Source organism: Vreelandella populi (assembly GCF_003989825.1).
Lineage (GTDB): Bacteria > Pseudomonadota > Gammaproteobacteria > Pseudomonadales > Halomonadaceae > Vreelandella > Vreelandella populi.
Window position 1 is genome coordinate 350293 of record NZ_RZHE01000002.1, and the last position, 24238, is coordinate 374530.

The window sequence follows — 24238 nt, forward strand, 5'->3', positions numbered from 1 at the left end:
CCTATGGGCTTATGTTATGTCATAAAAAAACCCCGCCTAAGCGGGGTTTTTCGTACCTGCGGGAAACTACTCTTTACCCGCTTCCTGCTGCTGCTTGCGTAGCTCGCGCGGGTCATTATGTGCCCGACGACGGCGACGGCGTGCCACAGGCGTCTCTTGTGCCGCGGGTTCATTGGTTTCTACGGACTCATTGGTCTCCACAACGGATTCACTGGTTGCGGTTACCGTAGCTTCTGCCTTGGCTGTCTCGGGCAGGCTCTCTTCAGTCTCTGATTGGACGGCTGATTCTTCTGCTGAGGGTTGCGGCTCGGACGGCTCTTCAACCACCTGTGGCGCAGTTGACTCACTCGCCAGAGGTTTGGCTTCCGGCGCTTGAGCATCTTCGCTCGATGCCGATACGGGGGCGGTAGTGCTTTCAGCCAACTCTGTCGGTGAAGGCGCAAGCGTATTATCTGCTTCGCTGCTTGCATCCGCTATTTGCTCGGGCATGACATCCGCGTCTCCTGTCGCGCGATGAGCGCTGGCTTGCGGGTTTTCATCCTCCGGCTGCTCAGTCGGGGCAGTATCCGCCACTTCTGATGCGTTCTCAATCGAGCGCGGCGGCAGGGCTACCTGGTCAGGTGCTGTGTCAGCAGCCGCTGTTAGGGCCTGCGTTTCAGTTTGTGCCATGCTCGGCTGAGCAGTTTTTTGCGTTTCGCCTGTCTTTGCAACGGGCTCCGGAGCGGCTGCTGCGGGAGTCGCGGCTTCTTCCTGTGCCTTTTGCATATGGCTGCTTTCAGCTACTGGCGGCTGAGCCTGAGTCTCTGAGCCCGTCGCATCTTGCTTAGTTTCCGTAGCTTGGGTTTCAGTAGTCTGGGTTTCAGCCGAATGAGCTTCGAGAGCTTGAGCTTCCTCTGCTGGCGTTTCTGTAACCTTATCTTTTTCAGGCTGATTATCGACGGGTGGCTCTTCTGCACGCTTGGCTTCTGACGGCTGGGCATCGGCCTGAGACGTTTCAGGCATTGTCTGCTGCGCTGGTGTTTCGGCGCTCGCCGATTCCTCAGGTGCCTGCGCTTGAAGCTTCAGCTGCTCAGCTTCGGCCTGAGGGTTCACCGCCTGCTTGCGTGAGCGGTTGCGCGGGTTGTTGCGCGTCCGTTTCGGCTTGCCGTCATCTTTGGCAGCGGGCTGCTCGGCATCGTTGCGCGAAGCTTCTTTGGGCGGTTTGGCATCTGCCGGTTTGCTATCTTGAGCGCTGCGCTGAGCGTCACGGCTGGTATCACGCCGAGACTCTTTTTGAGGCGCTTTGCTTGGCGCGTCATGATTTTCTTCTTTGGTTGCCGAAGCATCCTTCTGGCGATCGCCTTTGGATGCATTATCCACGGCCTTAGCGTCTTCCTGTTGCGGATGGCGACGCCGATTGCGGGTACGGCTCGGGCCGTTACGCTTATCGTTGTTGTCATCGCTTGCGGTTCGCGGCTGGCTGCTGCGCTGCTCAGTTTTAGCGTTGTCGCTGCGTTCACTGCGCGCCGGGCGCTGCCTCGGTTCGCTGTTGGGCTGGGTAACGCGTTGGCCGGTCCGCTCAGCGGGTTTGCGAGGCGTAGTGACCGCCTTAGTTGTGCTGGGTGCCTGTGGCGCGCTTGTGTCATCGCCACCCAGCAATTTGGCAAAACCACGGATAAAACGACCGATAACGCTGGGCTGCTCACCCGGGTTTTCGGCAGCAGCAGGCGCTTCTTCGGCTTTGGGCGCAGGCTCTTCTGTTTGCAATGACGCCGGGGCCGGTGCGTTGTGTGTGACGCTTTTAACGGCGGCTTCAGCGCGCTGAGTAGGTGGCGCAAAGCTTGGGTCTGGCTCTTTACCTACTTCGGTATCGGTAGATAGCTCGAAGCTTGACAGCGTTTGAGTATCGTCTTCGTCTAAATGGTCATCGCGCAAACGCTGCACGTCGTAGTGAGGCGTATGCATTTCCGGGTTGGGCAGCAGCACAACGCGTACACCCTGGCGTGACTCGATATCGGCCAGCACGCTACGTTTTTCGTTGAGCAGGTACGTGGCTACCGGCACCGGTAGAATGGCGCGGATCTGCGCGCTCCGCTCTTTCATTGCCTCTTCTTCGATAAGGCGCATGATCGAGAGCGAAAGAGAGCGTACGTCGCGGATAGTGCCCTGGCCATTACAGCGCGGGCAGACCACGCCGCTGGTTTCACCCAGCGAAGGGCGCAGGCGTTGACGGGACATTTCCATCAGACCAAAACGCGAAATACGGCCAATCTGTACGCGGGCGCGGTCAAGCTTCAAGGCATCGCGCATGCGGTTTTCAACTTCACGCTGATTGCGTGCCGGGCCCATGTCGATAAAGTCGATCACCACCAGGCCGCCGATATCGCGCAGGCGTAGCTGGCGAGCAATTTCATCGGCCGCTTCAGAGTTGGTCTGCAGGGCGGTTTCTTCGATATCGCTGCCGCGGGTTGCCCGGGCGGAGTTGATATCAATCGAGACTAGCGCTTCGGTGTGGTCGATAACAATCGAGCCGCCGGAGGGAAGTTTTACTTCGCGCTGATAGGCCGTTTCGATTTGTGATTCGATTTGGAAACGCGAGAACAGCGGCACTTCGTCAGCATAAAGCTTGATTTTCTGCTGGTAGGACGGCATGACCTGGCGAATAAAGCCCAGCGCTTCAGCATGAATCTCGGGGCTATCGATCAGCACCTCGCCAATGTCCTGACGCAGGTAATCACGCATGGCCCGAATAATGACGTTGGATTCCCGGTAAATCAGGAACGGGGCAGGCTGCTTAGCAGCTTCAGTCGTGATTGATTCCCATACCTGAGCCAAGTAGTCCAAATCCCACTGAAGCTCTTCTGGGTTACGACCTATGCCGGCCGTACGCACGATCAGGCCCATCTTGTCGGGCACGGTGAGCTGGCCCATGGCGTCTTTTAGCTGGCTGCGCTCTTCCCCTTCAATACGGCGAGAAATACCGCCAGCACGGGGGTTGTTGGGCATAAGCACTAGAAAACGGCCTGCCAGGCTAATAAAGGTGGTTAAGGCAGCGCCTTTATTGCCGCGCTCTTCTTTATCCACCTGCACGATAACTTCTTGGCCTTCTTTTAGTACCTCTTTGATACTTGGGCGGCCAGAGACATCTTTAATGAAGTATTCGCGGGAGATTTCCTTGAGCGGTAGAAAGCCGTGGCGTTCTGCGCCAAAGTCGACAAATGCCGCTTCAAGGGAAGGTTCTACCCGGGTAATTTTACCGCGGTAGATATTGGCTTTTTTCTGTTCGCGGGCCCCAGACTCGATATCCAGGTCGTACAGGCGTTGTCCATCAACCAGCGCGACCCGAAGCTCTTCGGGTTGGGTCGCATTGATAAGCATCCGTTTCATGTTGTCTCGCATAGCGTTGCGTGCCGGCAAACCGCCTAAGGGATAACGTAGACGAATCGCGGGTGCTGCGTGCTTGTGCTCGGCGCATGGTTATGCTGACGCGGCAAGCCGGGAAGGCGTTATCACCGACCCGGCTGACAGGTTGAGTACGTGGCGGAGGCAGGACGTGTTTCGGTGGCTGTCACGTCCATCCGGCCCTGCTGACACCGCCTACACCTAGCATTCTTCGATTCGTCCACGCTGGCCGCCGGCACAGCGTTGAACTTGTCGCCAAGCGCAAGCCAGTTCCTTGTGACAACAAGGAAGGGCTGCGCTGGGCGTAGCGTTTTATTCAGCAATTGCTTGCCGTGATCGGCGAAGCATTAGCAAATCTGTCGTCGTCATGCCGCGACAGAATGACTGCATTTTTAATACGTTTGGATGCGGCCAATGCGTACACTGATGCCGCTTCTCATGCTCAGGCCTGCGTGTTGGTCGGGCAGGCGCTTTAGCTAAACGCGGCATTAACGCTTGTGAAAACAGTAATACGTAACAAGCTGTCCGCGCTTAGCGAGTGAACGTTCTGGAATATAACAGTAAAGACAACCACCAGCAATTGACGCAATGCCCTTGGCTCTACGCTAGAATGCGGTTTTTAGTCTGGCACCATAGAGACAAAGCAGGAGTAAGCGTTAATGGCCGAAGGGCGTGAAGTGCAGTGGGTGGACATCGCCCCGGAACAGGCAGGTCAGAGAATTGATAATTTTTTGATGACGCGTCTGAAAGGTGCTCCCAGAGCCCTGATATATCGCATCGTGCGAAAAGGTGAGGTTCGCGTTAATAAAAAACGCGTCAAGGTGGACTATCGGCTACAGGCGGGCGATTTGGTGCGCGTGCCGCCACTGCGCCTGGCGCCCCGTGAGGCGGTGAAAGAGGTTAGCGATAACCTGCGTGACGTTCTAGTAGGCAGCGTGATCATGGAGGGCCCGGACTGGATGGTGCTCAACAAGCCTTCTGGCCTTGCCGTACACGGGGGCAGCGGAGTGAAAATCGGCTTGATAGAAGCCTTGCGTCAAGTACGTGACGATCTCAGCTTCCTGGAGCTTGTTCACCGCCTTGACCGTGACACCTCAGGCTGCCTGCTGCTGGCCAAGTCCCGTGAAGCACTGCTTACGCTCAACGAGTCCTTGAAAAAGCATGGTATGGACAAGCGCTATCTGGCGCTGGTCAGTGGCCGTTGGCCTGCACGTAAAACCTATGAAAGCGCGCGACTTGACCGTTTTGAGGCGGGTAACGGTGAGCGTCGGGTGCGGGTTGACCCCAACGGTAAGGTGTCGCGTACCCATTTTGCCGTGGTGGAAACCTTCGAGAAGGCCACGTTAATTGAAGCAGAGCCTGTGACCGGGCGTACTCACCAGATACGCGTGCATGCCGCCCATGCAGGCCATGCGCTGCTTGGCGATGACAAGTATTCCACTCGGGAAAGTGCTCACCTGACCCAGCAGTTGGGCGTTAGCCGCCTGTTTTTGCATGCGCGTGCGCTAACCTTTCCAGAACCTACCAATGGACGCCCGGTCACCGTCAAAGCGCCGCTGCCAGATGTGCTGGAAGATGTGCTCAAGCGCGCGCGGCGATAACGCAGGCGTATTCGAAGTAAGGAGTGGTCATGCGCTACGAGCTGATTATTTTTGACTGGGACGGCACCTTGATGGATTCGGTGCCCAAAATTGTTGCCTGCATGCAGGCCGCGGCTTTGGAAGCCGAATGGGGCGAGCTTGAGGTGGCGGCGATCGAGGATATTATTGGTCTTGGCTTGCCTGAGGCCATTGCCAAGCTCTGTCCAGGGATCGGCCCGGCGCAAGCAGAGCGCTTGCGTCAGCGCTATTCGCATCACTTTGTGTCTGGAAATACGACACCTATGCCGTTTTTTGAAGGTGTTGAGGCTCAGGTGGCGCGCCTGCTTGAACGCCCGCGGCAGCGCTTGGCGGTCGCTACGGGCAAGAGCCGTCGTGGTCTTGATCGGGTGTTTGCTGAAACAGGCAGTGGCGCCTGGTTTCATGCCAGCCGTACGGCTGATGAGACGCGCTCCAAGCCGCACCCGCAGATGCTCAGTGAAATTCTTCATGAATTGGGTGTGCCTGTAGAGCGGGCGGTAATGGTGGGTGATACTGAATACGATCTGGAAATGGCAAGAGCCATTGGTATGGACCGTGTGGCGGTCACCTACGGCGTACATACGCCGGTGCGGCTGGCGGCAAGCCAACCCAAGTGGGTGGCTCATAATGTTAAGCAGCTCTTTGATTGGCTTAATGGATAGGTAACAAGAGGGGCGTGCAAGTGGTTGCCGCTTGCCTGCGCCTTTCTGAACTCGAAAAAGGATGGACTATGAGTGATGATCCTCGCCGCGATGGCCTAGGCGGGCATGACCGCCCTGCAGAAAGCCATTCAGAGGCAGATCGCTGGACACAAGGGCCTGACATATCGACTTATCAAAGCACGCCGGAGATGTCAGGAGCGGCTGGAGATAGTGCCGAGACGCTTCGTGAGCGACAGCGCCTGGCCCAGATAGAGATGATGGACCGCTGGGTGGGCGGCGTGCTGACAGAGCAGCGCCGGTCACGCCGCTGGAAGCTGTTTTTCCGGCTTATCATACTGTTTCTGATGCTGTCACTCATAGCGGCGATCGTCTATAGCGCTTTCTGGGCCGGGTCAGGTGATGCGGCACCTACGCAGCGCCATCTTGCAGTCGTTGAAGTTAAAGGCGTGATTGCCAGTGATGCGCCGGCCAATGCCGAGCGTATCATCAAGGGCCTCGAGCGCGCCTGGGAGGCCGAGAATGCCTCGGCCATTGTGTTGCACATTGATAGCCCTGGCGGTAGTCCCGTGCAGTCGCAGCGTATTTATGCCGAAATAATGCGCCTGCGTGAGCAGGGCGATAAGCCTATCCTGGCAGTGATTGAGGATATTGGCGCCAGTGGGGCTTATTACATTGCCTCAGCAGCTGATGAGATCATTGCGTCACCCGCCAGCCTGGTCGGCTCTATCGGGGTTATCTACGCAGGTTTCGGGTTTCAGGATGCTATTAGCCAGATAGGCGTTGAGCGAAGAGTGTTGACTGCGGGTGAACACAAGGCGTTTCTGGACCCTTTTCAGCCACTTGATGAAGGAGCGGAAGCATTTTGGCAAAGCGTTTTAACCCAAACCCATCAGCAGTTTATTAACGACGTTCGTGCCGGACGTGGTAACCGGTTAAGCGATCAACCGGATATATTTTCAGGGCTTATCTGGAGTGGCGAGCAGGGGCTTGAGCTAGGCCTGGTTGACCACCTGGCAAGTCTTGAAGAGGTGGCTCGTGATCAGGTAGGTGAAGCGAGCTGGGAAGATTATACGCCGCGCCTTGACCCCTTTGATCGACTGACGCGACGGTTTACGCAAATGGCGGCAGAAACGCTAGGCCTTACGGTCTCCAACTCGCCGCTGCGCTATCAGGCTCAGTAGGCGAGGCCAAGCGCTTGTGACTATGTGCCAAGCGGGTCCATCCCTGCTTGGCGCAACATGTCGCAAAGCGCAATCAGCGGTAGCCCTATCAGTGCGTTCGGATCGCGCCCTTCAAGCGCCTCAAAGAGCGTAATACCCAATCCTTCCATGCGAAAGCTGCCGGCACTATCAAGCGGCTGCTCAAGCGCTACGTAACGTTCAATTTCATGGTTGGTGAGCTTTCTGAAAACGACATCGAATGGTTCGATATGCGTGTAGTGGCGCTGTTCCCTTGTGTCGAGCAAGGCCAGGCCGGTCAAAAACGTTACCCGATTGCCAGAAAAACGCGTCAAATTCGCGTAGGCGCGCTCGGGGGTATGGGGTTTGCCCAATATATCGCCTTCGAAAAGCGCTATCTGATCTGAGCCGATAATACAGTGCTTCGGAAAACGGTGCGCCACGGCATTGGCTTTGCCAAGTGCCAGTCGGTGCACGAGTGCCTTGGGCGACTCGTTAGTTTGCGGCGTTTCATCTATATCAGGCGAATGGCACTGATAAGGCAGCTGCAGGCGGTCAAGCAGTTCGCGGCGAAAGCGGGAGCTTGACGCTAGTACTAAGGGTGCGTTCTGAGAAAGCGGCACACGAGGATTCCTATGCAATTAAGAGTCAAAATGAGTGTAGCGAAAGCCAACGGCCGTGCCTAATTGACAAGTTTATGCGAGAAACCATGAAGAATTGTGCCGACAGCTTTGACACCAGCGGGGGGAGTGCCTATCATTGCGCGCCTATGTTGACCTCACAACTCCCCAGCCGGGTTGAGCCTTATAAGCTTGCAGCCCGCCGCGAACGACTAGAAGGCTTAGTGGCGCTTGATAAGCTGCCACGGCTTGCCGAAGAGGCAGGTGACCAAACAGGCGACTGTCATGTCGTACTGGAATTTGGTGTAGATGCTCAAGGTCGTCGTGAAATTCGTGGCCATTTGCAAGCGACCCTGGCGTTGCCCTGTCGTCGTTGCCTGGTGCCGCTAAGCCAAGACGTGTCCAGTGACTTCCTGCTTGGAATGATCAGCGATGAAGCCTTGGCCGCCGAGCTGCCTGCCAGTCATGAACCAGTGCTGGTGGAAAATGAACAGCTGGACCTGCTGACGGTCATTGAGGATGAGCTTATCCTTAGCCTGCCACAGGTGGTCTATCACGATGAAACCGAATGCTATGTCTCGGCGGAGCAGCTGGTCAGCAAAACAGACGGCGAGGCAGAAGAATCGACGCCGGCCACGAACCCTTTCGCGGTGCTCAATGTCTTGAAAGGCAAAGACGCTTTGAAAGGCAAAAAGTAAGCACCATTACCCTACATACCTTGGAGTAAACACCCATGGCAGTTCAAAAGAACCGTAAAACTCGTTCCAAGCGCGGTATGCGTCGTAGCCACGATGCGCTGAGCGCGCCGACGCTGTCCCAGGACAAAGAAACCGGCACTACGCATCTGCGTCATCATGTAGCTGCGGATGGTTTCTACCGTGGTCGCAAGGTGGTTGAGGTATAAGCCTTAACTGTCTAATAAAGCGGCCAAATAGAGTGGGTGCTGCATGCGCCTAGCGATTGATGTAATGGGAGGCGATCAAGGCTCCCGTGCCGTTATCGAAGGTTCTGCAAGAGCAGTGATTGAACATCCTGATCTTGAATTGACTCTGTTTGGCCCGCGTCAGCAAATTATTGCTGAGCTTTTACGCTTGCCGCAGCCTCTGGCTGCGGCAACGTCACGTTTAGCGGTAAGCGATGCGCCGTTAAGTATCTCTCAGGCGTCTAGTGCGGCCTGGGCACTTCGGCATGGTCAGGCCAGCAGCATGGCGTGTATGCTGCGAAGCCTGCGGATGGGTGAGGCCGTGGCAGGGGTAAGCGCGGGTAATACAGCAGCGCTGGTGGCCCTTGCTCGGCGCGAATTGGGAACGCTTACAGGTATTTCCCGCCCGGCGATCAGTACCGCCATTCCGGCGCGTCACGGGCGTCGCTGTTACTTGCTGGATCTGGGCGCTAACGTGGACTCGCCAGCGCACCGGCTGCTCGACTTTGCGGTTATGGGGGCGGCCATGGCGCAGTGTGTTGATGAAATTGCTTTGCCGCGTGTTGCTCTGCTTAACGTGGGAGCGGAGGCGACCAAAGGAAGCGCCAGCGTGCGCGAGGCTGACAGGCTGTTACGCGAATACCCGGATGCCTCGGCGTTTGCCTACCAGGGGTATGCCGAAGGTGGCGATCTCTTTGATGGTGAGCTGGATGTTGTGGTGTGTGACGGCTTTGTGGGTAACGCCGTACTTAAATCGAGCGAAGGTTTGACCCGTATGCTGGTTGAACGTGTTCAGATGGCGTTTGAATCGCGTCTGAGCGGGCGCCTGGCAAGCTTACTGGCCAAACCTGTGTTGCGGTATCTCAAGCAGGAGTTAAACCCTGTGCGCTACAACGGCGCAAGCTTGCTTGGCCTGAAGGGTATTGTGGTGAAAAGCCATGGCGGTACTCAGGCAGAAGGTTTCTACTATGCTATTCGGCGCGCGTTGTGTGAAGTGGAGCATAACTTGCCTGCACGAATGGCAGCCCGATGGCAGCGCCGCTAGCAGTGGTAGTGTCTCTCAGAGTTCAGTATTCAGCTGGTGCCAGTACAGGCGCTGGCAATTTTGCGGGTTATAGAAGGCAGCAGGATGTGCCGATAACCACGCCTATCGCTCAAATGAGCAAATGCCTACAAGAGCAAAGGTGAACGACATGTCTCAACCCCTTGCCCTCATTTTTCCCGGGCAAGGCTCTCAGCAGCTTGGAATGCTGCGAGAGCTGGCCGAGCGCTACAGTGTGGTGGGAACAACATTTGAGGAAGCTTCGGATGCACTTGGCTACGATTTGTGGAAAGTCGTTCAGGAAGGCCCCGAAGCCGCGCTAAATGCAACGGCGTGTACGCAGCCTGCGCTGCTTTCTGCTAGTGTTGCGATTTGGCGAGTATGGCAGGAGCTTGAAGGGCCTCGGCCTACCATAATGGCCGGGCATAGCCTGGGTGAGTATAGCGCCATGGTATGCGCTGGTGTGATGGGCTTTGCCGAGGGTGTTCAGCTTGTTCGCCTGCGCGGAGAAGCCATGCAGGAAGCGGTGCCTGCCGGCAAAGGTGCCATGGCGGCCATTCTTGGCCTTGAAGATGCGGCCGTAGAGGCCGCCTGCGCGGCAGCGGCGCAAGGCGATATTGTTTCTGCGGTTAATTACAATTCGCCTGGGCAAGTGGTTATCGCTGGCAGTAAAGCGGCTGTTGATAGGGCTATTGTGGCCTGTCAGGAGGCCGGCGCTAAGCGTGCAATGGCACTGCCGGTTTCAGTTCCTTCCCACTGCGCGTTGATGCGCCCAGCTGCTGAACGTCTGGCAGCTGCCATGGAAGGTATTGAGCTTCGAGCGCCGCGCTATACGGTTATTCAAAACGTGGATGCTCAGGCGCATGCTGATGTCGATACGCTGCGTACGCGATTGATCGAGCAGCTTTATCAGCCGGTTCGCTGGGCATCGTGCGTTGAAGCCATGGCCGCTCAATCTGTTAATGTGTTTATTGAGTGCGGTCCTGGTAAAGTGCTGACAGGGCTTAATAAGCGTATTGTTCGCGGAGCCAAAGGCTTGGCGGTGAATGATCCTGATAGCTTGGATGCGGCGCTTGAGTTGGCGCGTGATGTGCAGGCAAATGATGTCTGATACGTCACGATTTTTTGCTATCCTTGCTTGTGGATACGCTTTAAAAGCAAATAGTTAAAGGCTGAACATTATGACGCAAGAACGCAGGGTTGCGCTTGTTACTGGCGCCAGTCGGGGTATTGGCAGGGCGATTGCTCATGAGCTGGGTCGCCAGGGTCGTATAGTCATCGGAACCGCAACCAGTGAGTTCGGTGCCGAAAAAATCGATGCTGATTTAAAGCAGCAGGGCATTGAAGGCGCAGGGCTTTGCCTTAATGTGACTGACCAGGCGAGCATTGATGAAGTGCTCAAGGTTATTGCGGAGCGCTTTGGTGCGCCAACTATCCTGGTCAATAATGCGGGTATCACCCGTGATAATCTGTTGATGCGCATGAAAGAAGATGAGTGGGATTCGGTGATGGATACCAATCTCAAATCTGTCTATCGTGTCAGTAAGGCATGCCTGCGTGGCATGACCAAAGCTCGCTTTGGGCGTATCGTATCGATCAGTTCGGTAGTGGCAACCATGGGTAACCTGGGCCAAACTAACTATGCCGCTGCGAAGGCAGGCATGGAAGGTTTTAGTCGTGCGTTGGCGCGAGAAGTAGCCTCTCGTGCAATTACCGTCAATGCAGTGGCGCCAGGCTTTATTGCCACCGATATGACCGAGGCGTTGCCTGAAGCGCAGCATGAGATGCTGCTAAAGCAAATTCCTTTGGCTCGCCTGGGTGGGCCAGAAGAGATCGCCGCCGCCGTGGGTTTTCTTACCAGTGACGCAGCAGGATACATTACCGGTGAGACGCTGCACGTGAACGGTGGCATGAATATGCGTTGATGGCCTTAGGCTTAGCGGTTGCGTCTGCCTAAGGGCGTCTATAAACTACCCCGCAGCTTTTGGCTTGCGGTTTCCAAATAGCTGGTTATCAAAAACGGCTAATGTGAACGACTGGAGTACGTTAATGAGTACTATTGAAGAGCGCGTGAAGAAAGTTGTGGCAGAGCGCCTGAACGTTAAAGAAGAAGACATCCAGAACAGCTCTTCTTTCACTGAAGATTTGGGTGCTGATTCGCTTGACACCGTTGAGCTGGTAATGGCTTTGGAAGAGGAATTTGATACTGAAATTCCTGACGAAGAAGCAGAAAAGATTACTACGGTTCAAGAAGCCATCGACTACGTAAACGCCCACCAGTAAGGGCAAGTTGATGCATTAAACGAGGGTGTGGTGCTAGCACCCCCCTTAAAAGCCGCCCTTTTTAGGGCGGCTTTTTTGCTTTGTGTATACACAATGAACATGAAGCGCATTCTCCGTTATACTAGTCATCTAAATTTCTGCTGCAACTGACCCGCATGGGTCGAGTCACCATGGATGCCTGGAGGAAAGCTGATGGCACGAAGAAGGGTAGTGGTAACTGGGTTAGGCCTGGTGACCCCAGTGGGCAATAGCGTGAATGAAACGTGGGCGAATATTACGGCTGGCAAGAGCGGTATAGCGCCCATTGAGCACTTTGATACGAGTAGCTTCAATACACGCTTTGGCGGTTCGGTTAAGAATTTCGATATTAGCCCTTACCTGAACCCCAAAGAAGCCCGCAAGATGGACCTGTTCATTCAGTACGGCATGGCAGCTGGCGCTCAGGCAATACAGGATGCGGGTATTACCTGTACCGAAGAGAATGCGCCGCGTATCGGGGTGGCCATGGGGTCAGGTATCGGTGGCTTGCCCATGATCGAGCATAACCACAATGCGCTGAATAAGGGTGGCGCTCGTCGCGTATCGCCTTTTTTTGTGCCGGGCTCCATTATCAATATGATTTCGGGCAATCTGGCGATTCAGCACGGTTTTCAAGGCCCTAATATTGCCATTACGACCGCGTGTACCAGCGGAACGCACAATATTGGCTATAGCGCGCGTACCATCGCCTATGGTGATGCGGATGTGATGATTTGTGGCGGCGCTGAAATGGCTACCACACCGCTTGGTCTGGGCGGGTTCTCTGCCGCTCGAGCGCTGTCAACGCGTAATGATAATCCCGAGGCGGCAAGCCGCCCGTGGGATAAAGATCGCGATGGCTTTGTGTTGTCAGATGGTGCCGGTGTACTGGTGCTTGAAGAGTACGAGCATGCCAAAGCGCGGGGCGCGAATATTTATGCGGAACTTGTCGGTTTCGGCATGAGTGACGATGCCTACCACATGACGGCGCCGCCTGAAAATGGCCGTGGGGCTGCGCTTGCCATGAGCAATGCGATTAAAGACGCGCAAATGGACCCTTCCGAAGTCAATTATATCAATGCGCACGGAACCTCCACCGCAGCGGGTGATCTGGCAGAAAGTCGAGCGGTTGAAAATGTCCTGGGGAGTGCGGCGAAAGACGTGGCCGTGAGTTCTACCAAGTCCATGATTGGCCATTTGTTGGGTGCCGCCGGTGCCGTTGAGGCCGTGTTCTGTATTCTGGCCATTCGGGATCAGGTCGCGCCGCCCACCATTAACCTGGATAACCCTCAGGAAGGCTGCAACCTGGACTATGTGCCGCATACCGCACGTGATATGCGTATTGATACCGCGCTTTCCAACTCGTTTGGATTTGGTGGTACTAACGGTTCACTGCTGTTCAAAAAGGTGTAGCGCAAGATGACCCTGCCCCGGGTGCCGTTTGATGATCGTGGGCTGGCGTATGGGGATGGCGTATTTGAAACAGTACTGCTGCGTAAGGGAGAGCCGGTACTTTGGCCTTACCACCTGGCACGGTTGAGCCGAGGGTGCCTGCGTTTGGGTATCCCAATGCCTTCCCAGGAGGCGTTGGCCGCCACCTGGGAAGGCTCTGTCAGTTCAACGCTTGAAGTGCTTAAACTGATAGTTACCCGTGGCAGCGGAGGCAGAGGGTATGCGCTACCCGAAACACCGACGCCTCGATTGTTAAGCCGCCGTACGCCCTTTGCACCTGCAACTGCACGCTGGCAGGAAGGGGTAACCGTACGGCAGTGCAGTTTGCGCCTGGGGCATCAGCCCGCCTTGGCAGGTATCAAGCATTTGAACCGGCTGGAAAACGTCCTGGCACGTCAAGAGTGGCAGACGCCGGACATCGCCGAAGGCCTGCTTGCTGATACTCACGGTCAATTGATCGAAGCAACCAGCATGAATGTGTTCTGGCAGCAGAAGGGCTGTGTATTTACACCACGGCTTGAAAATTGTGGCGTGGCCGGTACGCTGCGTGCTGCGTTGATCAGCCAGGGAATGGTTAGGGAGGCGGATGTATCACTTGAGGCTATCCCTTCAGTAGAACGACTCTGGGTGGCCAACTCGGTTCAGGGTGCATGGCCTGTTACGACGTTGTTATCTGAAGATGGCCTCTGCCTTAAGCGCTGGCCGCAAAATGCTTCAGACAGATTTCAAACAGTGGCGCACCAACTGTTGGGTTACGTGTCGCAATAAGCTTCTTTTTTGTTGAGGTGATATGTTGAAACGGTTAATGGCCGCTCTGGGTATTCTCCTGGTACTAGGTGCTGCCGCTGTAGCGGGCGGCTATTTATATTGGCAAAACCGTTTGCAAGCGCCGTTGGCACTGGAAGAGCCTGTGCTTTATCAGGTACCTGCCGGCGCAGGTTTTAATCAAGTGGTCGTTCAGTTGGAAGAGCAGGGTGTCATTGATGATGCCTGGGCCTTTCAATTGTTGGCTCGGGTACACCCTGAGCGTGTGCCACGTCTTCGGGTTGGTGAATATCAGTTGATGCCCAGCATGAGCGGGCTGGAAATGATTGCGCTTCTGGGTAGCAACAATGTGGTGACCTACCCGCTAACGCTTCCGGAAGGACGTACGTTCAGCCAGCTGCGTACGCTGCTCAATAATGCTCCCAAGCTTGAACATCGCACGGCTGATATGAGCGATGAAGAAGTCATGGCGTTACTGGATAGAGACGGCACGTTCCCAGAGGGGTGGTTTTTTCCTGATACCTATCGGTATCACCTGGGTATGAGCGATGTGGATATCCTGCGTCAGGCGCTGGCGCGTATGGAACATATTCTGGATGAAGTATGGGCATCCCGCGCCGAGGATTTAACCATTGATTCACCTTATGAGGCGCTGATAATGGCCTCGTTGATCGAGCGAGAGACTGGCGCGCCGGAAGAGCGCCGGGAAATAGCTGGCGTTTTCAAGCGGCGCATGGAGCAAGGGATGCGTCTGCAAACCGACCCTACCGTTATCTACGGTATGGGCGAGCGTTATGAAGGACGTATCACGCGCGCCGATTTGCGCGAAGCAACACCTTATAATACCTATGTAATTAACGGTATGCCTCCCACGCCGATTGCCATGCCGGGTAGAGCCTCGCTGGAAGCGGCCGTTGATCCGTTGCCAGGAGAGACGCTCTACTTTGTTTCTCGGGGGGATGGTACGCACCATTTTTCACGGACGCTGCGTGAGCACAATAATGCGGTGAATCGTTACATCCGTAATCGTTGATATCAGACGTTACGTTTTATGAAGTTTACCTCAATGCTGCATGCGTTGATTAAGGGATCGCAATGACTAAGCGGGGACGCTTTATTACCCTGGAAGGTGGGGAAGGCGTAGGCAAGTCCACCAATATGGCGTTTGTAGTCGCATCGCTTGAGGCACAGGGCATTGAAGTGGTCAGTACCCGTGAGCCGGGCGGCACTCCGCGTGCTGAAGCGATCCGTGCACTGCTGCTGGACCCCGCCCCTCAAGAGCCGCTGCATACCGACGCCGAGCTTTTATTGATGTTTGCCGCGCGTGCCCAGCATCTGGCTGAAAAAATTGTGCCTGCTCTCAAACGGGGCGCGTGGGTGGTATGTGACCGCTTTACCGACGCCACCTTTGCCTATCAGGGCGGCGGACGAGGTGTGGCGGTTGAGCGTATTGCCCAGCTGGAGGCGTTCGTTCAGCAGGGCCTGTCGCCTGACCTGACACTGCTTTTGGATATGCCGTTAACCGCGGCTCAAGCACGCCTTGAGTCGCGGCTGAGTAGTCAAAAAGAGCAGCGCGACCGGTTCGAGCAAGAGCAGAGCGATTTCTTTCAGGCGGTTCGTCATGCTTATTTAGCCCGTGCCAGTGCCGAGCCCAACCGTTTTGCATTGATTAATGCTCATCAGGCGTTAGCCGACGTGCAGGTAGATATTGATCGCGTGGTTACCAGTCGGGTGGCGCAATGGCGCTAAGCGGCGTTCTGCCCTGGCACGCGGCTACCTGGCAGCAGCTGGTGCGCCTGGCTGATGAAGGGCGTATGCCTCACGCCATTTTGCTGAGCGGCGCACATGGAGTAGGGAAACAGCAGCTGGCTGAAGCACTGATCGCACGTACGCTGTGTGCCAGCCCCCAAGGCGGTTCAGCATGCGGGCATTGCCACAGCTGCTCTATGCTGGCCTCGGGGTATCATCCCGATCTGATGCGTGTCTCTCCTGAGGAGGGCAAGCGTCAGATACGCATCGATCCTATTCGCGAGGTGAATCGGTTTGTATCCCAAACGGCTCAGCAGGGTGGCTATCGGGTCATTGTAGTGTCACCGGCAGAGGGCATGAACGTGGCGGCCGCCAACGCATTGCTTAAAAGCCTCGAAGAGCCGGGGGCAAAAACGCTGTTTATCCTGCTTTCCGATGTGCCGTCACGCATGCTGGCGACCATTCGCTCCCGCTGCCAGCAATGGCCGCTTTCAAGCGTAGCGTTCGAAGCATGCCGTGGCTGGTTGATCGAAAAACTGGGTAGTCAGGACGAGGCGCATTTCTGGTGGCAGGTATCAGGTGGCTTGCCGCTTTTGGCCGTTGAGCTGGCCTCACCTGAAGAGCGGGCGCTGCGCCATCAGATTCACGACTGCTTTGAGCAGTTGGTGCGCGGCGCTGAACCGGTGTCAGAGGCGGCAAGGCTCGACCGCCAGGCAATTGACGCTATCCTATGGTACGGTATCGCCTGGCTTGAAGACCTGATTCGTCTGGGTATTTCAGGTAACGCAAAAACGCTGCATAACCCCGATCTAGAGCCCCTTTATCGCCAGGCGGTCAAGAATGGTCGCGTTCAGGACTGGTTCCGGTTATTGGATTATGCTCGCGAACAGCGCCGCCTTTTGGCCGTGGGTGCCAACCCCAATCCGCAGCTGGTGTTAGAAGCCTGGCTGGTACGCTGGGCGGCGCTACTGCGTTCATAGTCTTTGATGGCAGCGAGGTTGCTATGAGTGTTCAAAAAGCCTTTGCCTTAAACGTGCCTGATATAGCCACTCTGCAAGCGGCCTATATGCCGTTTTTAGAGCGCGGCGGAATATTTGTACCTACCGTGACGCCTCATGCATTAGGTAGCCAAGTGCATCTGTTGCTCACTTTACCGGGTGAGCAACAGTCAATCGAGGTAACGGGCGAGGTAGCATGGATCTCGCCGGAGGGTGCTGCCGACCAGCGCACACCGGGCATTGGTGTCCATTTCAGCCTGCAAAATAGCCTTCTTTGCGAGCGTATTGATGCACTACTCAAGGATCAAGACGTTCAGGCTCCCTCATATACGCTTTAAACCACGCGCCTTTTACCCCCTTTTTCCATCGAGACGTTCATGTTTGTTGATTCGCACTGTCATTTGGATCGTTTGTCTGAACATACCCACCACGGTGATGTGGCCGCCACGCTTGAGGCAGCACGCGCAGCAAACGTCAGTCAGTTCCTGGCTATTTCAGTTACCCTGGAAGATATGCCGGGGCTTGCCGCCATTGCCCGTGAGCACCATGATGTAGCCATTTCGGCTGGCCTTCACCCGCTGCATACGCTGGCCATTGAACCCAGTGTTACCGATATACAAGAGGCGGCCGAGCAGTATGGTGCCGTGGCGATTGGTGAAACCGGGCTTGATTATCATTACCGGGACAGCGTGCCGATTGCTGTACAGCATGAACGCTTCAAGCGTCACTTGATGGCTGCCAGGGAGCTTGAGCTGCCGGTCATTGTGCATACGCGTGAGGCCAAGGAAGAAACGTTAGCCCTGCTGCGCGAGTATAGCGACCCGCGAGTAGGCGGGGTGCTTCACTGTTTTACCGAAGATATGGAGATGGCGCGTGAAGCAGTGCGGCTTGGCTTCTATATTTCCTTGTCAGGTATTATTACCTTTAATAATGCAGCGCCATTGCGCGAGTTGGCTCGCCTGCTGCCGCTTGATCGTCTTTTGATTGAGACCGATAGCCCTTATCTGGCACCTGTGCCGTATCGCGGCAAGCCCAATGAGCCAGCCTGGGTGGTCGAGGTCGCCGAGTGTATTGCCAGGGAGCGGGGTATTAGCGTGGATGAAGTGGCCATGCAGACCACCGCCAACTTCTATCAGCTGTTTAAAGCGGCGGCGCCGGATGCGCCAGCGCATGTCAAGCAGGCGCTGGGCCGGGCCGGACTGGTTTAGCCAGTTAGCCGCGCACGTATCAGGTGGGTACGATGAATATTGATCGACTGCTTCAACAGCGCCAAGGCGCGGCAACCATTCCGCCATTAGATGCGTGGCAGCCCGCGCTTTCTGGTGATATGGATATTGTCATTCAGGCGGACGGCAGCTGGCTGCATGAAGGGCAGCCTTTTGCTCGTCCCGCGATTGCACGCTTGTTGTCCACGCTTTTACGCCGTGACCCTGAAGGGTACTGTCTTGTGACGCCTGTCGAACGCTGGCGTATTCAGGTAGAGGATCTGCCTTTTATCGCCGTAGAGGCTGACTTTCACGACGATGCCTGGTGGTTGACCACCCAATTTGACGATGTAATACGCCTGGATGCCGAGCATCCTATAGCGATCAGCCGAACACCTCAGAATGAACCGGTGCCCGAAATTGCCGTGCGCTACGGTTTGGCCGCCAGGCTGCATCGCCACGTATTTTATCAGCTGGTTGAGGCTTCAAGCTCTCATGAACTGGCTGGCGGCCAGTGCGAAATCGGCATCTGGAGTGCAGGATGCTGGCATGCCCTGGGCTGTCTTGACGCCGATGCAAGCGATGACCCGCCAAGTGAGGTTTCGTGAAGTTAACCGCTGAACAGCATGCCGTTGTCCACCACCATGATGGCCATGCACGTGTAGCGGCGGTGGCGGGCGCTGGCAAGACCACCACCATGGCTGCGCGCGTCTTGCACCTGCTGGAAAGTGGTGTCGCGCCCAAACGAATGCTGGTGCTGATGTTTAACCGTTCGGCGCGAGATGATTTTCATCAACGGCTGGTGAATATGGCGCCGGCTGGTCAGACGCTGCCCGCCGTGCGTACCTTCCACTCGCTGGGGCATCGCCTTACCCAAAGCCTGTGCCGCTGGGGCGCGCTTGCGCCACGCCGTTTGCTCTCCGCCGACTGGCAGCTAGAGCGACTGCTCCGCCAGGCTAGCCTGAATGTGCTTCGCGACAGCGTTGAGCGTCGCGACGCTGCCATTGAGGGGGACCGGCTGGAGGCCTTGGCGCATTTTTGTAATCTGGTGAAGGCGGAAATGGCCGCACCTGACACCCTCTTTGATCGGCTCAATTTTGAGCCCGATACCGATTACTTTCCCGCAGCCTTTGCCGAAGCAGAGAGAATGTTGGCAAATGAAGGCCTGATGACTTACGCCGATCTACTGTATCGGCCGCTTCAGGCGTTGGAGGCCGACGCTGTACTGCGTCAGCGGGTCGAAGGGTTCCTGGACCATGTGATTATTGATGAGTACCAGGACATCAATGCGGCTCAGCAGCGTCTTCTGGCAGTATTGGCAGGCGATACCGCTTCGGTAATGGCGGTAGGGGATGCCAATCAGTGTATCTATGAATGGCGCGGCGCCCGGCCGGATACCATGCTGGAAGATTTTACCGCAACCTTTGGGCAGGCAACCGACTACCCGCTTTCCACTACCTTTCGCCATGGGCATGCGCTGGCACTGACCGCTAACCATGCCATTGTGGCTAATCAGCGGCGTCCTGATCAGCTGTGTTTGGCGGCGCCGCATAACCCGAATACACGGGTCTCGGTCGGGCAAGGGAATTCTGTACTGCTGGATGCCTTGATGGATTGGAAATCCCAAGGGCGGGCATTCAACCAGGCGAGCCTGCTGGTGCGTAGCTGGGCGCTATCGGTGCCTTTCCAGCTAGCGCTCCTTCAGGCGGGGATTCCGTTTCGCCTGTTGCGTGAAGACCGTTTTGTGTTTCGCCTGCCACTGGTGCAGGCGCTGGTCGGCTATTTAAAGCTTTCACGTCGGCCTGAATTGCTGCACCACCCTGAGCATCTTCTCTTACTGCTTTCCCAGCCAACGCCGTTTGTCGCCCGCGACCGGCTGCAGCGCCTGGCCTATCAGCTTGCGGCCACGCAAAGCTGGCCAGAGCGGCATGACCCTGTGCTTAACGAACTAAAGCCGCTTCAACGGCGCACGCTGAAAAAACGCTGGGCGCTACTCTGCGAACTGCCCCGACTAAGCGCCTGGCCACCTGCCAAACTGCTCGGTCATGTGGTGGAAAGTATTGATGCGGAAAAGACCCTAAAAAGGGCGGCCGCCCGACGTGATAAAGGCGAAGAGGATGTGCGGCTTCTCGATGTATTGATTGAGCAGGCCCAAAGCGTGCAGGATCCCGATGCATTTATCGAGCTATTGGAGCGTCCGGTAGAAAACCAGGCAGACGGCGTATTGATCTCGACCGTGCATGGCGCCAAGGGTCTGGAGTGGCCGCTGGTCGTCGTGGCCGGTGTCAACGAAGAGGATTTCCCTCACTATAGTCGGGACACCCCATTAAGCGATGAGCGTCTGGAAGAGGAGCGGCGGTTATTTTATGTGGCGATTACCCGCGCTGAAGAGCAGCTTTTGGTACTCCATGATGGTGGGGTACATCGCCCAAGCCGCTTTATTGCTGAAAGCGCCTGGCAGGACAGCATGCGCGTAGCCGAATGCCTTGCACAGGAAGCGCCTTCCAGCGCCACGCTGCGCGTTGCTTCACCCGCGATTGTAAAACGCTATTTGGAGCGGTTGGGGCGCGCCGATATTACCCTAAGCGTGCCGGAGGTTCAGGAGCCCAAGGCCGCTTATGTTTCAGGTGAGCACTTCTATCCCGGTCAGCGGTTGCATCATGCGGTATTTGGTGAGGGCGAGGTGGCCTCGGTGGAAGGCAACCCATCAGACCCGGTGATTGATGTTCGTTTTGCCCAGGCAGGTCGGCGGCGGCTGATTGCCCGTCGTGCGCCCATTGAACGGTTAGAGCCCCCTGCACCATCAGCCTGAACGGTTGGTGGCGCAGGGGGCTAAGTCTAGCGAGTTACATGTTCGGGTAGTTAGTTACATGTTTGGATAATTAGGACCGCCGCCGCCTTCAGGGGCTACCCAGGTAATATTCTGTGCCGGGTCTTTGATGTCGCAGGTTTTGCAATGGACGCAGTTCTGGAAGTTGATCTGGAAACGCGGTTGCCCGGCGTTATCTTCGACCACTTCATAAACGCCGGCAGGGCAGTAGCGCTGAGCCGGTTCGGCAAACTTGGGCAGGTTGTGCTGGATGGGGATCTCAGAATCGTCCAGACGCAAATGACACGGCTGATCCTCTTCGTGGTTGGTGTTGGAAAGAAACACCGACGACAGCTTATCAAAAGAGAGTTTACCATCAGGCTTGGGATAATTGATCTTTTCAAATTCAGCCGCTGGCTTCAGTGCACCGTGATCAGTGGTGGTGTCATGCACGGTGGGCAGTTTGTTACCCAGCAGCTGGTTGACGAAGTTATAGGCACCGCCGCCTACCGTTCCATATTTATGCATGGCGGGTCCAAAGCTTGCGCTCTCTTTTAGCTCCGTGTATGCCCAGCTGGCTTCCCACTTCTGCGTAAAGCTTGTGAGTTCCTGGGCGCCTTCATCACCGGTCTTGAGTGCTTCAAATACGCTTTCTGCAGCTACCAGCCCTGATTTCATGGCCGTGTGCAGTCCCTTGATTTTTGAGAAGTTAAGCGTACCTGCATCACAGCCAATCAGTAGGCCGCCTGCAAAGGTCATTTTGGGCAGGCAGTTAAAACCGCCTTTGGTCAGCGCGCGCGCGCCGTAGGCCACTCGTTTGCCGCCTTCCAGATACTGACTGAGCGCTGGATGATGTTTCATCCGCTGGAATTCATCAAAGGGTGACAGCCACGGGTTCTGATAGGAGAGGTCCATGATCAGGCCAACCACCACCTGCTGGTTCTCGGCGTGGTATAGAAACCATCCGCCGGGCGTGCTCTTACCCAGCGGCCAGCCGGAGCCATGTACTACTAGCCCTGGCTCGTGCTTGTCGGCCGGTACGTCCCAAAGCTCTTTCAGGCCGATACCGTAGTGTTGCGGGTCACGACCGGCATCCAGAGAGAAGTGCTCAATCAGCCGCTTGCCCAGATGACCGCGGGCGCCTTCAGCAAAGAGTGTGTATTTAGCGCGCAGCTCCATGCCAGGCATATAGCCATCTTTCGGCGTGCCGTCTGCAGCAACACCCATATCGCCAATGATGATGCCGCGTACGGCGTCATCTTCGATAATTACTTCCTGGGCAGCAAAGCCGGGGAAGATTTCAACGCCCAACTCTTCTGCCTGCTCAGCCAGCCAGCGGCATAGGTTGCCTGCGCTGATCACATAGCGAGTCATGTCGCCGCCGGTATTGTGCATGCTCTTGGGCACCAACGAGTTCGGCAGCTTTTGGGCTTTTTGCGCATCCTTGAGCAGGTAAACATCATCGCGAATGGCGGGTGTGTTTAAGGGGGCACCGCGCTCCTGCCAGTCGGGAAATAGCTCGGCAAGCGCTCGGGGTTCAAAAACTGCGCCGGACAGAATATGGGCGCCAACTTCAGAGCCCTTTTCCACTACACAAACGGTCAACTCCTGTTGGGCTTCATTGGCTTGTTGCATCAGGCGGCAGGCGGCGGCAAGCCCGGAAGGCCCTGCACCCACAATCACTACATCGAAGTCCATGACATCGCGTTCAACATTTTCCACCTGGCTTCTCCTTATTCTCATAAGTGCAGTGCCTTATAAAAACACGGCCTTAATTTAAAACGGTCGTTTGCTTCTGGTTATGCTCCATGATAGGCATAATACCTGTGTCAGGTCACGCCTACGATGCTAAAAGCAGCGTTTCCCGCCAAACGGTTAAAACTTAAGGCGAAAAACTTAGAGCGAATTTGGCATAAAGCTTCGACCATTGCGTAAGCCAATAGGTATTGTTGCCATTAGGCAGGCTGTGGCAGATTAGTAAGGTTTTTTAATTGCGCCCCTATCAAACGCTTGCATGAATATCCGGGTCGTCGCCAACGTCTTGGCGAGGCTACTCTTTTATAAGCGGTGTCCGCTTGGCGGGTACCGACTTTGGTTAACGGCTTTTGCCCCAAGCCAAGCGAGGAACCTATGAAAGTACTCGTCGCGGTTAAACGCGTCATCGATTACAACGTCAAGATTCGCGTCAAGGCGGATCACTCCGACGTTGACCTTACCAACGTCAAAATGGCCATGAACCCCTTCTGCGAAATCGCCGTGGAAGAAGCGGTGCGCTTGAAAGAGAAAGGTGTGGCCACCGAAGTAGTAGCGGTCACCATCGGCCCCAAGGCGTCTCAGGAGCAGCTGCGCACCGCGTTGGCGCTGGGCGCCGACCGCGCCATCCAGATCGAAACCGACGAGCGGGCAGAATCGCTGGCGGTCGCCAAGCTCTTGGCCAAAGTGGTCGAGCAAGAGCAGCCGGGTCTCGTGATCCTGGGCAAACAGGCCATCGACACCGACAACAACCAGACCGGCCAGATGCTCGCCGCGCTCACCAACCTGCCGCAGGGAACCTTCGCCTCGGAAGTGGTCGTGGAAGGCGACCAGGTCCATGTCACGCGTGAAATCGACGGTGGCCTGCAGACAATCGCACTGACTTTACCCGCCATCGTGACCACCGATCTGCGCCTGAACGAGCCCCGCTACGCCAAGCTGCCGGACATCATGAAGGCCAAGAAAAAGCCGCTGGACGTCAAAACCCCCGCCGATTTCGGGGTGGACGTGGCGTCCAAGGTCAGCCTGCTCAAGGTGGAGTCCCCGGCCGAGCGTAAAGGTGGCATCAAAGTCGCCTCCGTGGACGAACTAATCGATAAACTCAAAAACGAAGCCAAGGTGCTTTAAGAGGAGTGGAACGCATGAGCATTCTGGTACTTGCCGACCTCCATGAAGGCCAGCTGGCGGGCGCGACCGCCCACGTTGTCGCTGCTGCACAAGCGATTGGGGGCGATATTGACGTACTGGTCGCCGGTGAAGGCGTCCAGGCGGCAGCGGATGCGGCCGCCAAGCTTGAAGGCGTACGCACGGTGCGCGTTGCGGACAACGCGGTCTACGCCCACCAGCTCGCCGAGCCCCTGGGCGCCTTGCTGGTGGAGCTGGCAGGCGATTACACCCACGTGCTGGCCAGCGCCTCCACGACGGGTAAAAACGTGCTGCCACGTCTGGCGGCGCTGAAAGATGTCAGCCAGCTGTCTGACGTTATCGGGGTGGAAAGCGCGGATACCTTCCAGCGCTCCATCTATGCGGGCAACGCCATTGCCACGGTGAAAAGCGACGACACCCTCAAGGTGCTGACGGTCCGTACCACCGCGTTTGATGCCGTCAGCGACACGGGCAGCGCCACGGTGGAAGCCGTGGACGTGGTGGTCGAGAACACCCAGTCGCGCTTTGTGAAGGAAGAGCTGGCGCAGTCTGACCGCCCCGAACTCGGCGGTGCCAAGGTGGTGATTTCCGGTGGCCGCGGCATGGGCAACGGTGACAATTTCAAGCTGCTCAACGG

Annotated in this window: 23 protein-coding genes; 20 read left to right on the top strand and 3 right to left on the bottom strand. The window is 56.3% G+C overall.

The genetic code is table 11. From position 1 onward, the window contains the following. Window positions 1-66: 66 nt before the first annotated feature. Window positions 67-3366, bottom strand: a complete 3300-nt coding sequence (rne, locus tag ELY25_RS01560; protein ID WP_126949538.1) for a ribonuclease E — start codon at window positions 3364-3366, stop codon at window positions 67-69. 674 nt (window positions 3367-4040) lie between these two features. On the opposite strand from rne, the gene ELY25_RS01565 reads away from it, so the two are divergent. The 3 genes from ELY25_RS01565 (at window position 4041) to sppA (ending at window position 6843) form a co-directional block, all read left to right on the top strand. After that, window positions 4041-4982: an RluA family pseudouridine synthase gene (locus ELY25_RS01565; protein WP_126949539.1), complete on the top strand. Its 942-nt coding sequence runs from the start codon at window positions 4041-4043 to the stop codon at window positions 4980-4982. Between the two features lie 29 nt (window positions 4983-5011). Then, on the top strand, window positions 5012-5662 hold the full coding sequence (locus ELY25_RS01570) for an HAD family hydrolase (RefSeq protein WP_126949540.1): 651 nt from the start codon (window positions 5012-5014) through the stop codon (window positions 5660-5662). Window positions 5663-5730: 68 nt separating this feature from the next. Beyond that, window positions 5731-6843: a signal peptide peptidase SppA gene (sppA, locus tag ELY25_RS01575; protein ID WP_126949541.1), complete on the top strand. Its 1113-nt coding sequence runs from the start codon at window positions 5731-5733 to the stop codon at window positions 6841-6843. A 20-nt stretch (window positions 6844-6863) separates the two neighbouring features. On the opposite strand, the gene ELY25_RS01580 is transcribed toward sppA, so the two are convergent. After that, window positions 6864-7463, bottom strand: coding sequence for a Maf family protein (locus ELY25_RS01580; RefSeq protein WP_126949542.1), 600 nt, complete (start codon window positions 7461-7463; stop codon window positions 6864-6866). 146 nt (window positions 7464-7609) lie between these two features. Between ELY25_RS01580 and ELY25_RS01585 the strand changes: the two genes are divergently transcribed. The 15 genes from ELY25_RS01585 (at window position 7610) to ELY25_RS01655 (ending at window position 20706) form a co-directional block, all read left to right on the top strand. Further along, complete coding sequence (locus ELY25_RS01585) at window positions 7610-8158, top strand: YceD family protein (protein ID WP_126949543.1); 549 nt, start codon at window positions 7610-7612, stop codon at window positions 8156-8158. Window positions 8159-8193: 35 nt separating this feature from the next. Further along, window positions 8194-8364: a 50S ribosomal protein L32 gene (rpmF, locus tag ELY25_RS01590; protein WP_087109291.1), complete on the top strand. Its 171-nt coding sequence runs from the start codon at window positions 8194-8196 to the stop codon at window positions 8362-8364. Window positions 8365-8407: 43 nt separating this feature from the next. Further along, on the top strand, window positions 8408-9427 hold the full coding sequence (gene plsX, locus ELY25_RS01595) for a phosphate acyltransferase PlsX (protein ID WP_126949544.1): 1020 nt from the start codon (window positions 8408-8410) through the stop codon (window positions 9425-9427). A gap of 148 nt (window positions 9428-9575) precedes the next feature. Further along, window positions 9576-10535, top strand: a complete 960-nt coding sequence (gene fabD, locus ELY25_RS01600; protein WP_126949545.1) for an ACP S-malonyltransferase — start codon at window positions 9576-9578, stop codon at window positions 10533-10535. 70 nt (window positions 10536-10605) lie between these two features. Then, window positions 10606-11349, top strand: coding sequence for a 3-oxoacyl-ACP reductase FabG (gene fabG / locus ELY25_RS01605; protein ID WP_126949546.1), 744 nt, complete (start codon window positions 10606-10608; stop codon window positions 11347-11349). Between the two features lie 124 nt (window positions 11350-11473). After that, on the top strand, window positions 11474-11707 hold the full coding sequence (gene acpP, locus ELY25_RS01610) for an acyl carrier protein (RefSeq protein WP_008956801.1): 234 nt from the start codon (window positions 11474-11476) through the stop codon (window positions 11705-11707). Window positions 11708-11899: 192 nt separating this feature from the next. Further along, window positions 11900-13138 carry a beta-ketoacyl-ACP synthase II gene (fabF, locus tag ELY25_RS01615; RefSeq protein WP_126949547.1) on the top strand — a complete coding sequence of 413 codons (1239 nt, stop codon included), beginning with the start codon at window positions 11900-11902 and terminating at the stop codon, window positions 13136-13138. Window positions 13139-13144: 6 nt separating this feature from the next. Next, entirely contained in the window at window positions 13145-13945 is an 801-nt protein-coding gene (pabC, locus tag ELY25_RS01620) for an aminodeoxychorismate lyase (protein WP_126949548.1), read from the top strand. A 22-nt stretch (window positions 13946-13967) separates the two neighbouring features. Beyond that, window positions 13968-14975 (top strand): endolytic transglycosylase MltG, encoded by a 1008-nt coding sequence (gene mltG, locus ELY25_RS01625; RefSeq protein ID WP_126949549.1) that lies wholly within the window; start codon window positions 13968-13970, stop codon window positions 14973-14975. A 62-nt stretch (window positions 14976-15037) separates the two neighbouring features. Continuing rightward, the gene (gene tmk, locus ELY25_RS01630; RefSeq protein WP_126949550.1) at window positions 15038-15691 is read left to right on the top strand and encodes a dTMP kinase; all 654 of its coding nucleotides are present in this window, start codon (window positions 15038-15040) and stop codon (window positions 15689-15691) included. Then, window positions 15682-16671, top strand: a complete 990-nt coding sequence (locus ELY25_RS01635; protein WP_126949551.1) for a DNA polymerase III subunit delta' — start codon at window positions 15682-15684, stop codon at window positions 16669-16671. The genes tmk and ELY25_RS01635 overlap by 10 nt, the downstream gene beginning before the upstream one ends. Before the next feature lie 23 nt (window positions 16672-16694). Then, window positions 16695-17027, top strand: coding sequence for a PilZ domain-containing protein (locus ELY25_RS01640; protein ID WP_126949552.1), 333 nt, complete (start codon window positions 16695-16697; stop codon window positions 17025-17027). Between the two features lie 39 nt (window positions 17028-17066). Beyond that, the gene (locus ELY25_RS01645) at window positions 17067-17897 is read left to right on the top strand and encodes a TatD family hydrolase (protein ID WP_126949553.1); all 831 of its coding nucleotides are present in this window, start codon (window positions 17067-17069) and stop codon (window positions 17895-17897) included. Window positions 17898-17929: 32 nt separating this feature from the next. Beyond that, complete coding sequence (locus ELY25_RS01650) at window positions 17930-18502, top strand: DUF1285 domain-containing protein (RefSeq protein ID WP_126949554.1); 573 nt, start codon at window positions 17930-17932, stop codon at window positions 18500-18502. Next, entirely contained in the window at window positions 18499-20706 is a 2208-nt protein-coding gene (locus ELY25_RS01655; protein ID WP_126949555.1) for an ATP-dependent helicase, read from the top strand. The genes ELY25_RS01650 and ELY25_RS01655 overlap by 4 nt, the downstream gene beginning before the upstream one ends. Before the next feature lie 54 nt (window positions 20707-20760). Here the strand turns inward: ELY25_RS01655 and ELY25_RS01660 are convergent, their stop codons facing one another. Further along, window positions 20761-22425, bottom strand: a complete 1665-nt coding sequence (locus ELY25_RS01660) for an electron transfer flavoprotein-ubiquinone oxidoreductase (protein WP_126949556.1) — start codon at window positions 22423-22425, stop codon at window positions 20761-20763. Window positions 22426-22833: 408 nt separating this feature from the next. Between ELY25_RS01660 and ELY25_RS01665 the strand changes: the two genes are divergently transcribed. Both ELY25_RS01665 and ELY25_RS01670 read left to right on the top strand, forming a co-directional pair. Then, on the top strand, window positions 22834-23583 hold the full coding sequence (locus ELY25_RS01665; protein WP_126949580.1) for an electron transfer flavoprotein subunit beta/FixA family protein: 750 nt from the start codon (window positions 22834-22836) through the stop codon (window positions 23581-23583). Window positions 23584-23597: 14 nt separating this feature from the next. Beyond that, window positions 23598-24238 (top strand): electron transfer flavoprotein subunit alpha/FixB family protein (locus ELY25_RS01670; protein WP_126949557.1); only part of this gene is annotated, 641 nt, incomplete at its 3' end.

Excerpts from the sequence above, each read along its gene's own strand:
- pabC (WP_126949548.1), top strand. The coding sequence starts at position 13,145 with ATGACCCTGCCCCGGGTGCCGTTTGATGATCGTGGGCTGGCGTATGGG.
- sppA (WP_126949541.1), top strand. The coding sequence starts at position 5,731 with ATGAGTGATGATCCTCGCCGCGATGGCCTAGGCGGGCATGACCGCCCT.
- ELY25_RS01640 (WP_126949552.1), top strand. The coding sequence starts at position 16,695 with ATGAGTGTTCAAAAAGCCTTTGCCTTAAACGTGCCTGATATAGCCACT.
- ELY25_RS01635 (WP_126949551.1), top strand. The coding sequence starts at position 15,682 with ATGGCGCTAAGCGGCGTTCTGCCCTGGCACGCGGCTACCTGGCAGCAG.
- fabF (WP_126949547.1), top strand. The coding sequence starts at position 11,900 with ATGGCACGAAGAAGGGTAGTGGTAACTGGGTTAGGCCTGGTGACCCCA.
- fabG (WP_126949546.1), top strand. The coding sequence starts at position 10,606 with ATGACGCAAGAACGCAGGGTTGCGCTTGTTACTGGCGCCAGTCGGGGT.
- tmk (WP_126949550.1), top strand. The coding sequence starts at position 15,038 with ATGACTAAGCGGGGACGCTTTATTACCCTGGAAGGTGGGGAAGGCGTA.
- ELY25_RS01585 (WP_126949543.1), top strand. The coding sequence starts at position 7,610 with ATGTTGACCTCACAACTCCCCAGCCGGGTTGAGCCTTATAAGCTTGCA.
- fabD (WP_126949545.1), top strand. The coding sequence starts at position 9,576 with ATGTCTCAACCCCTTGCCCTCATTTTTCCCGGGCAAGGCTCTCAGCAG.
- plsX (WP_126949544.1), top strand. The coding sequence starts at position 8,408 with ATGCGCCTAGCGATTGATGTAATGGGAGGCGATCAAGGCTCCCGTGCC.
- ELY25_RS01665 (WP_126949580.1), top strand. The coding sequence starts at position 22,834 with ATGAAAGTACTCGTCGCGGTTAAACGCGTCATCGATTACAACGTCAAG.
- ELY25_RS01565 (WP_126949539.1), top strand. The coding sequence starts at position 4,041 with ATGGCCGAAGGGCGTGAAGTGCAGTGGGTGGACATCGCCCCGGAACAG.
- ELY25_RS01650 (WP_126949554.1), top strand. The coding sequence starts at position 17,930 with ATGAATATTGATCGACTGCTTCAACAGCGCCAAGGCGCGGCAACCATT.
- ELY25_RS01645 (WP_126949553.1), top strand. The coding sequence starts at position 17,067 with ATGTTTGTTGATTCGCACTGTCATTTGGATCGTTTGTCTGAACATACC.
- ELY25_RS01570 (WP_126949540.1), top strand. The coding sequence starts at position 5,012 with ATGCGCTACGAGCTGATTATTTTTGACTGGGACGGCACCTTGATGGAT.
- rpmF (WP_087109291.1), top strand. The coding sequence starts at position 8,194 with ATGGCAGTTCAAAAGAACCGTAAAACTCGTTCCAAGCGCGGTATGCGT.
- rne (WP_126949538.1), bottom strand. The coding sequence starts at position 3,366 with ATGAAACGGATGCTTATCAATGCGACCCAACCCGAAGAGCTTCGGGTC.
- acpP (WP_008956801.1), top strand. The coding sequence starts at position 11,474 with ATGAGTACTATTGAAGAGCGCGTGAAGAAAGTTGTGGCAGAGCGCCTG.
- mltG (WP_126949549.1), top strand. The coding sequence starts at position 13,968 with ATGTTGAAACGGTTAATGGCCGCTCTGGGTATTCTCCTGGTACTAGGT.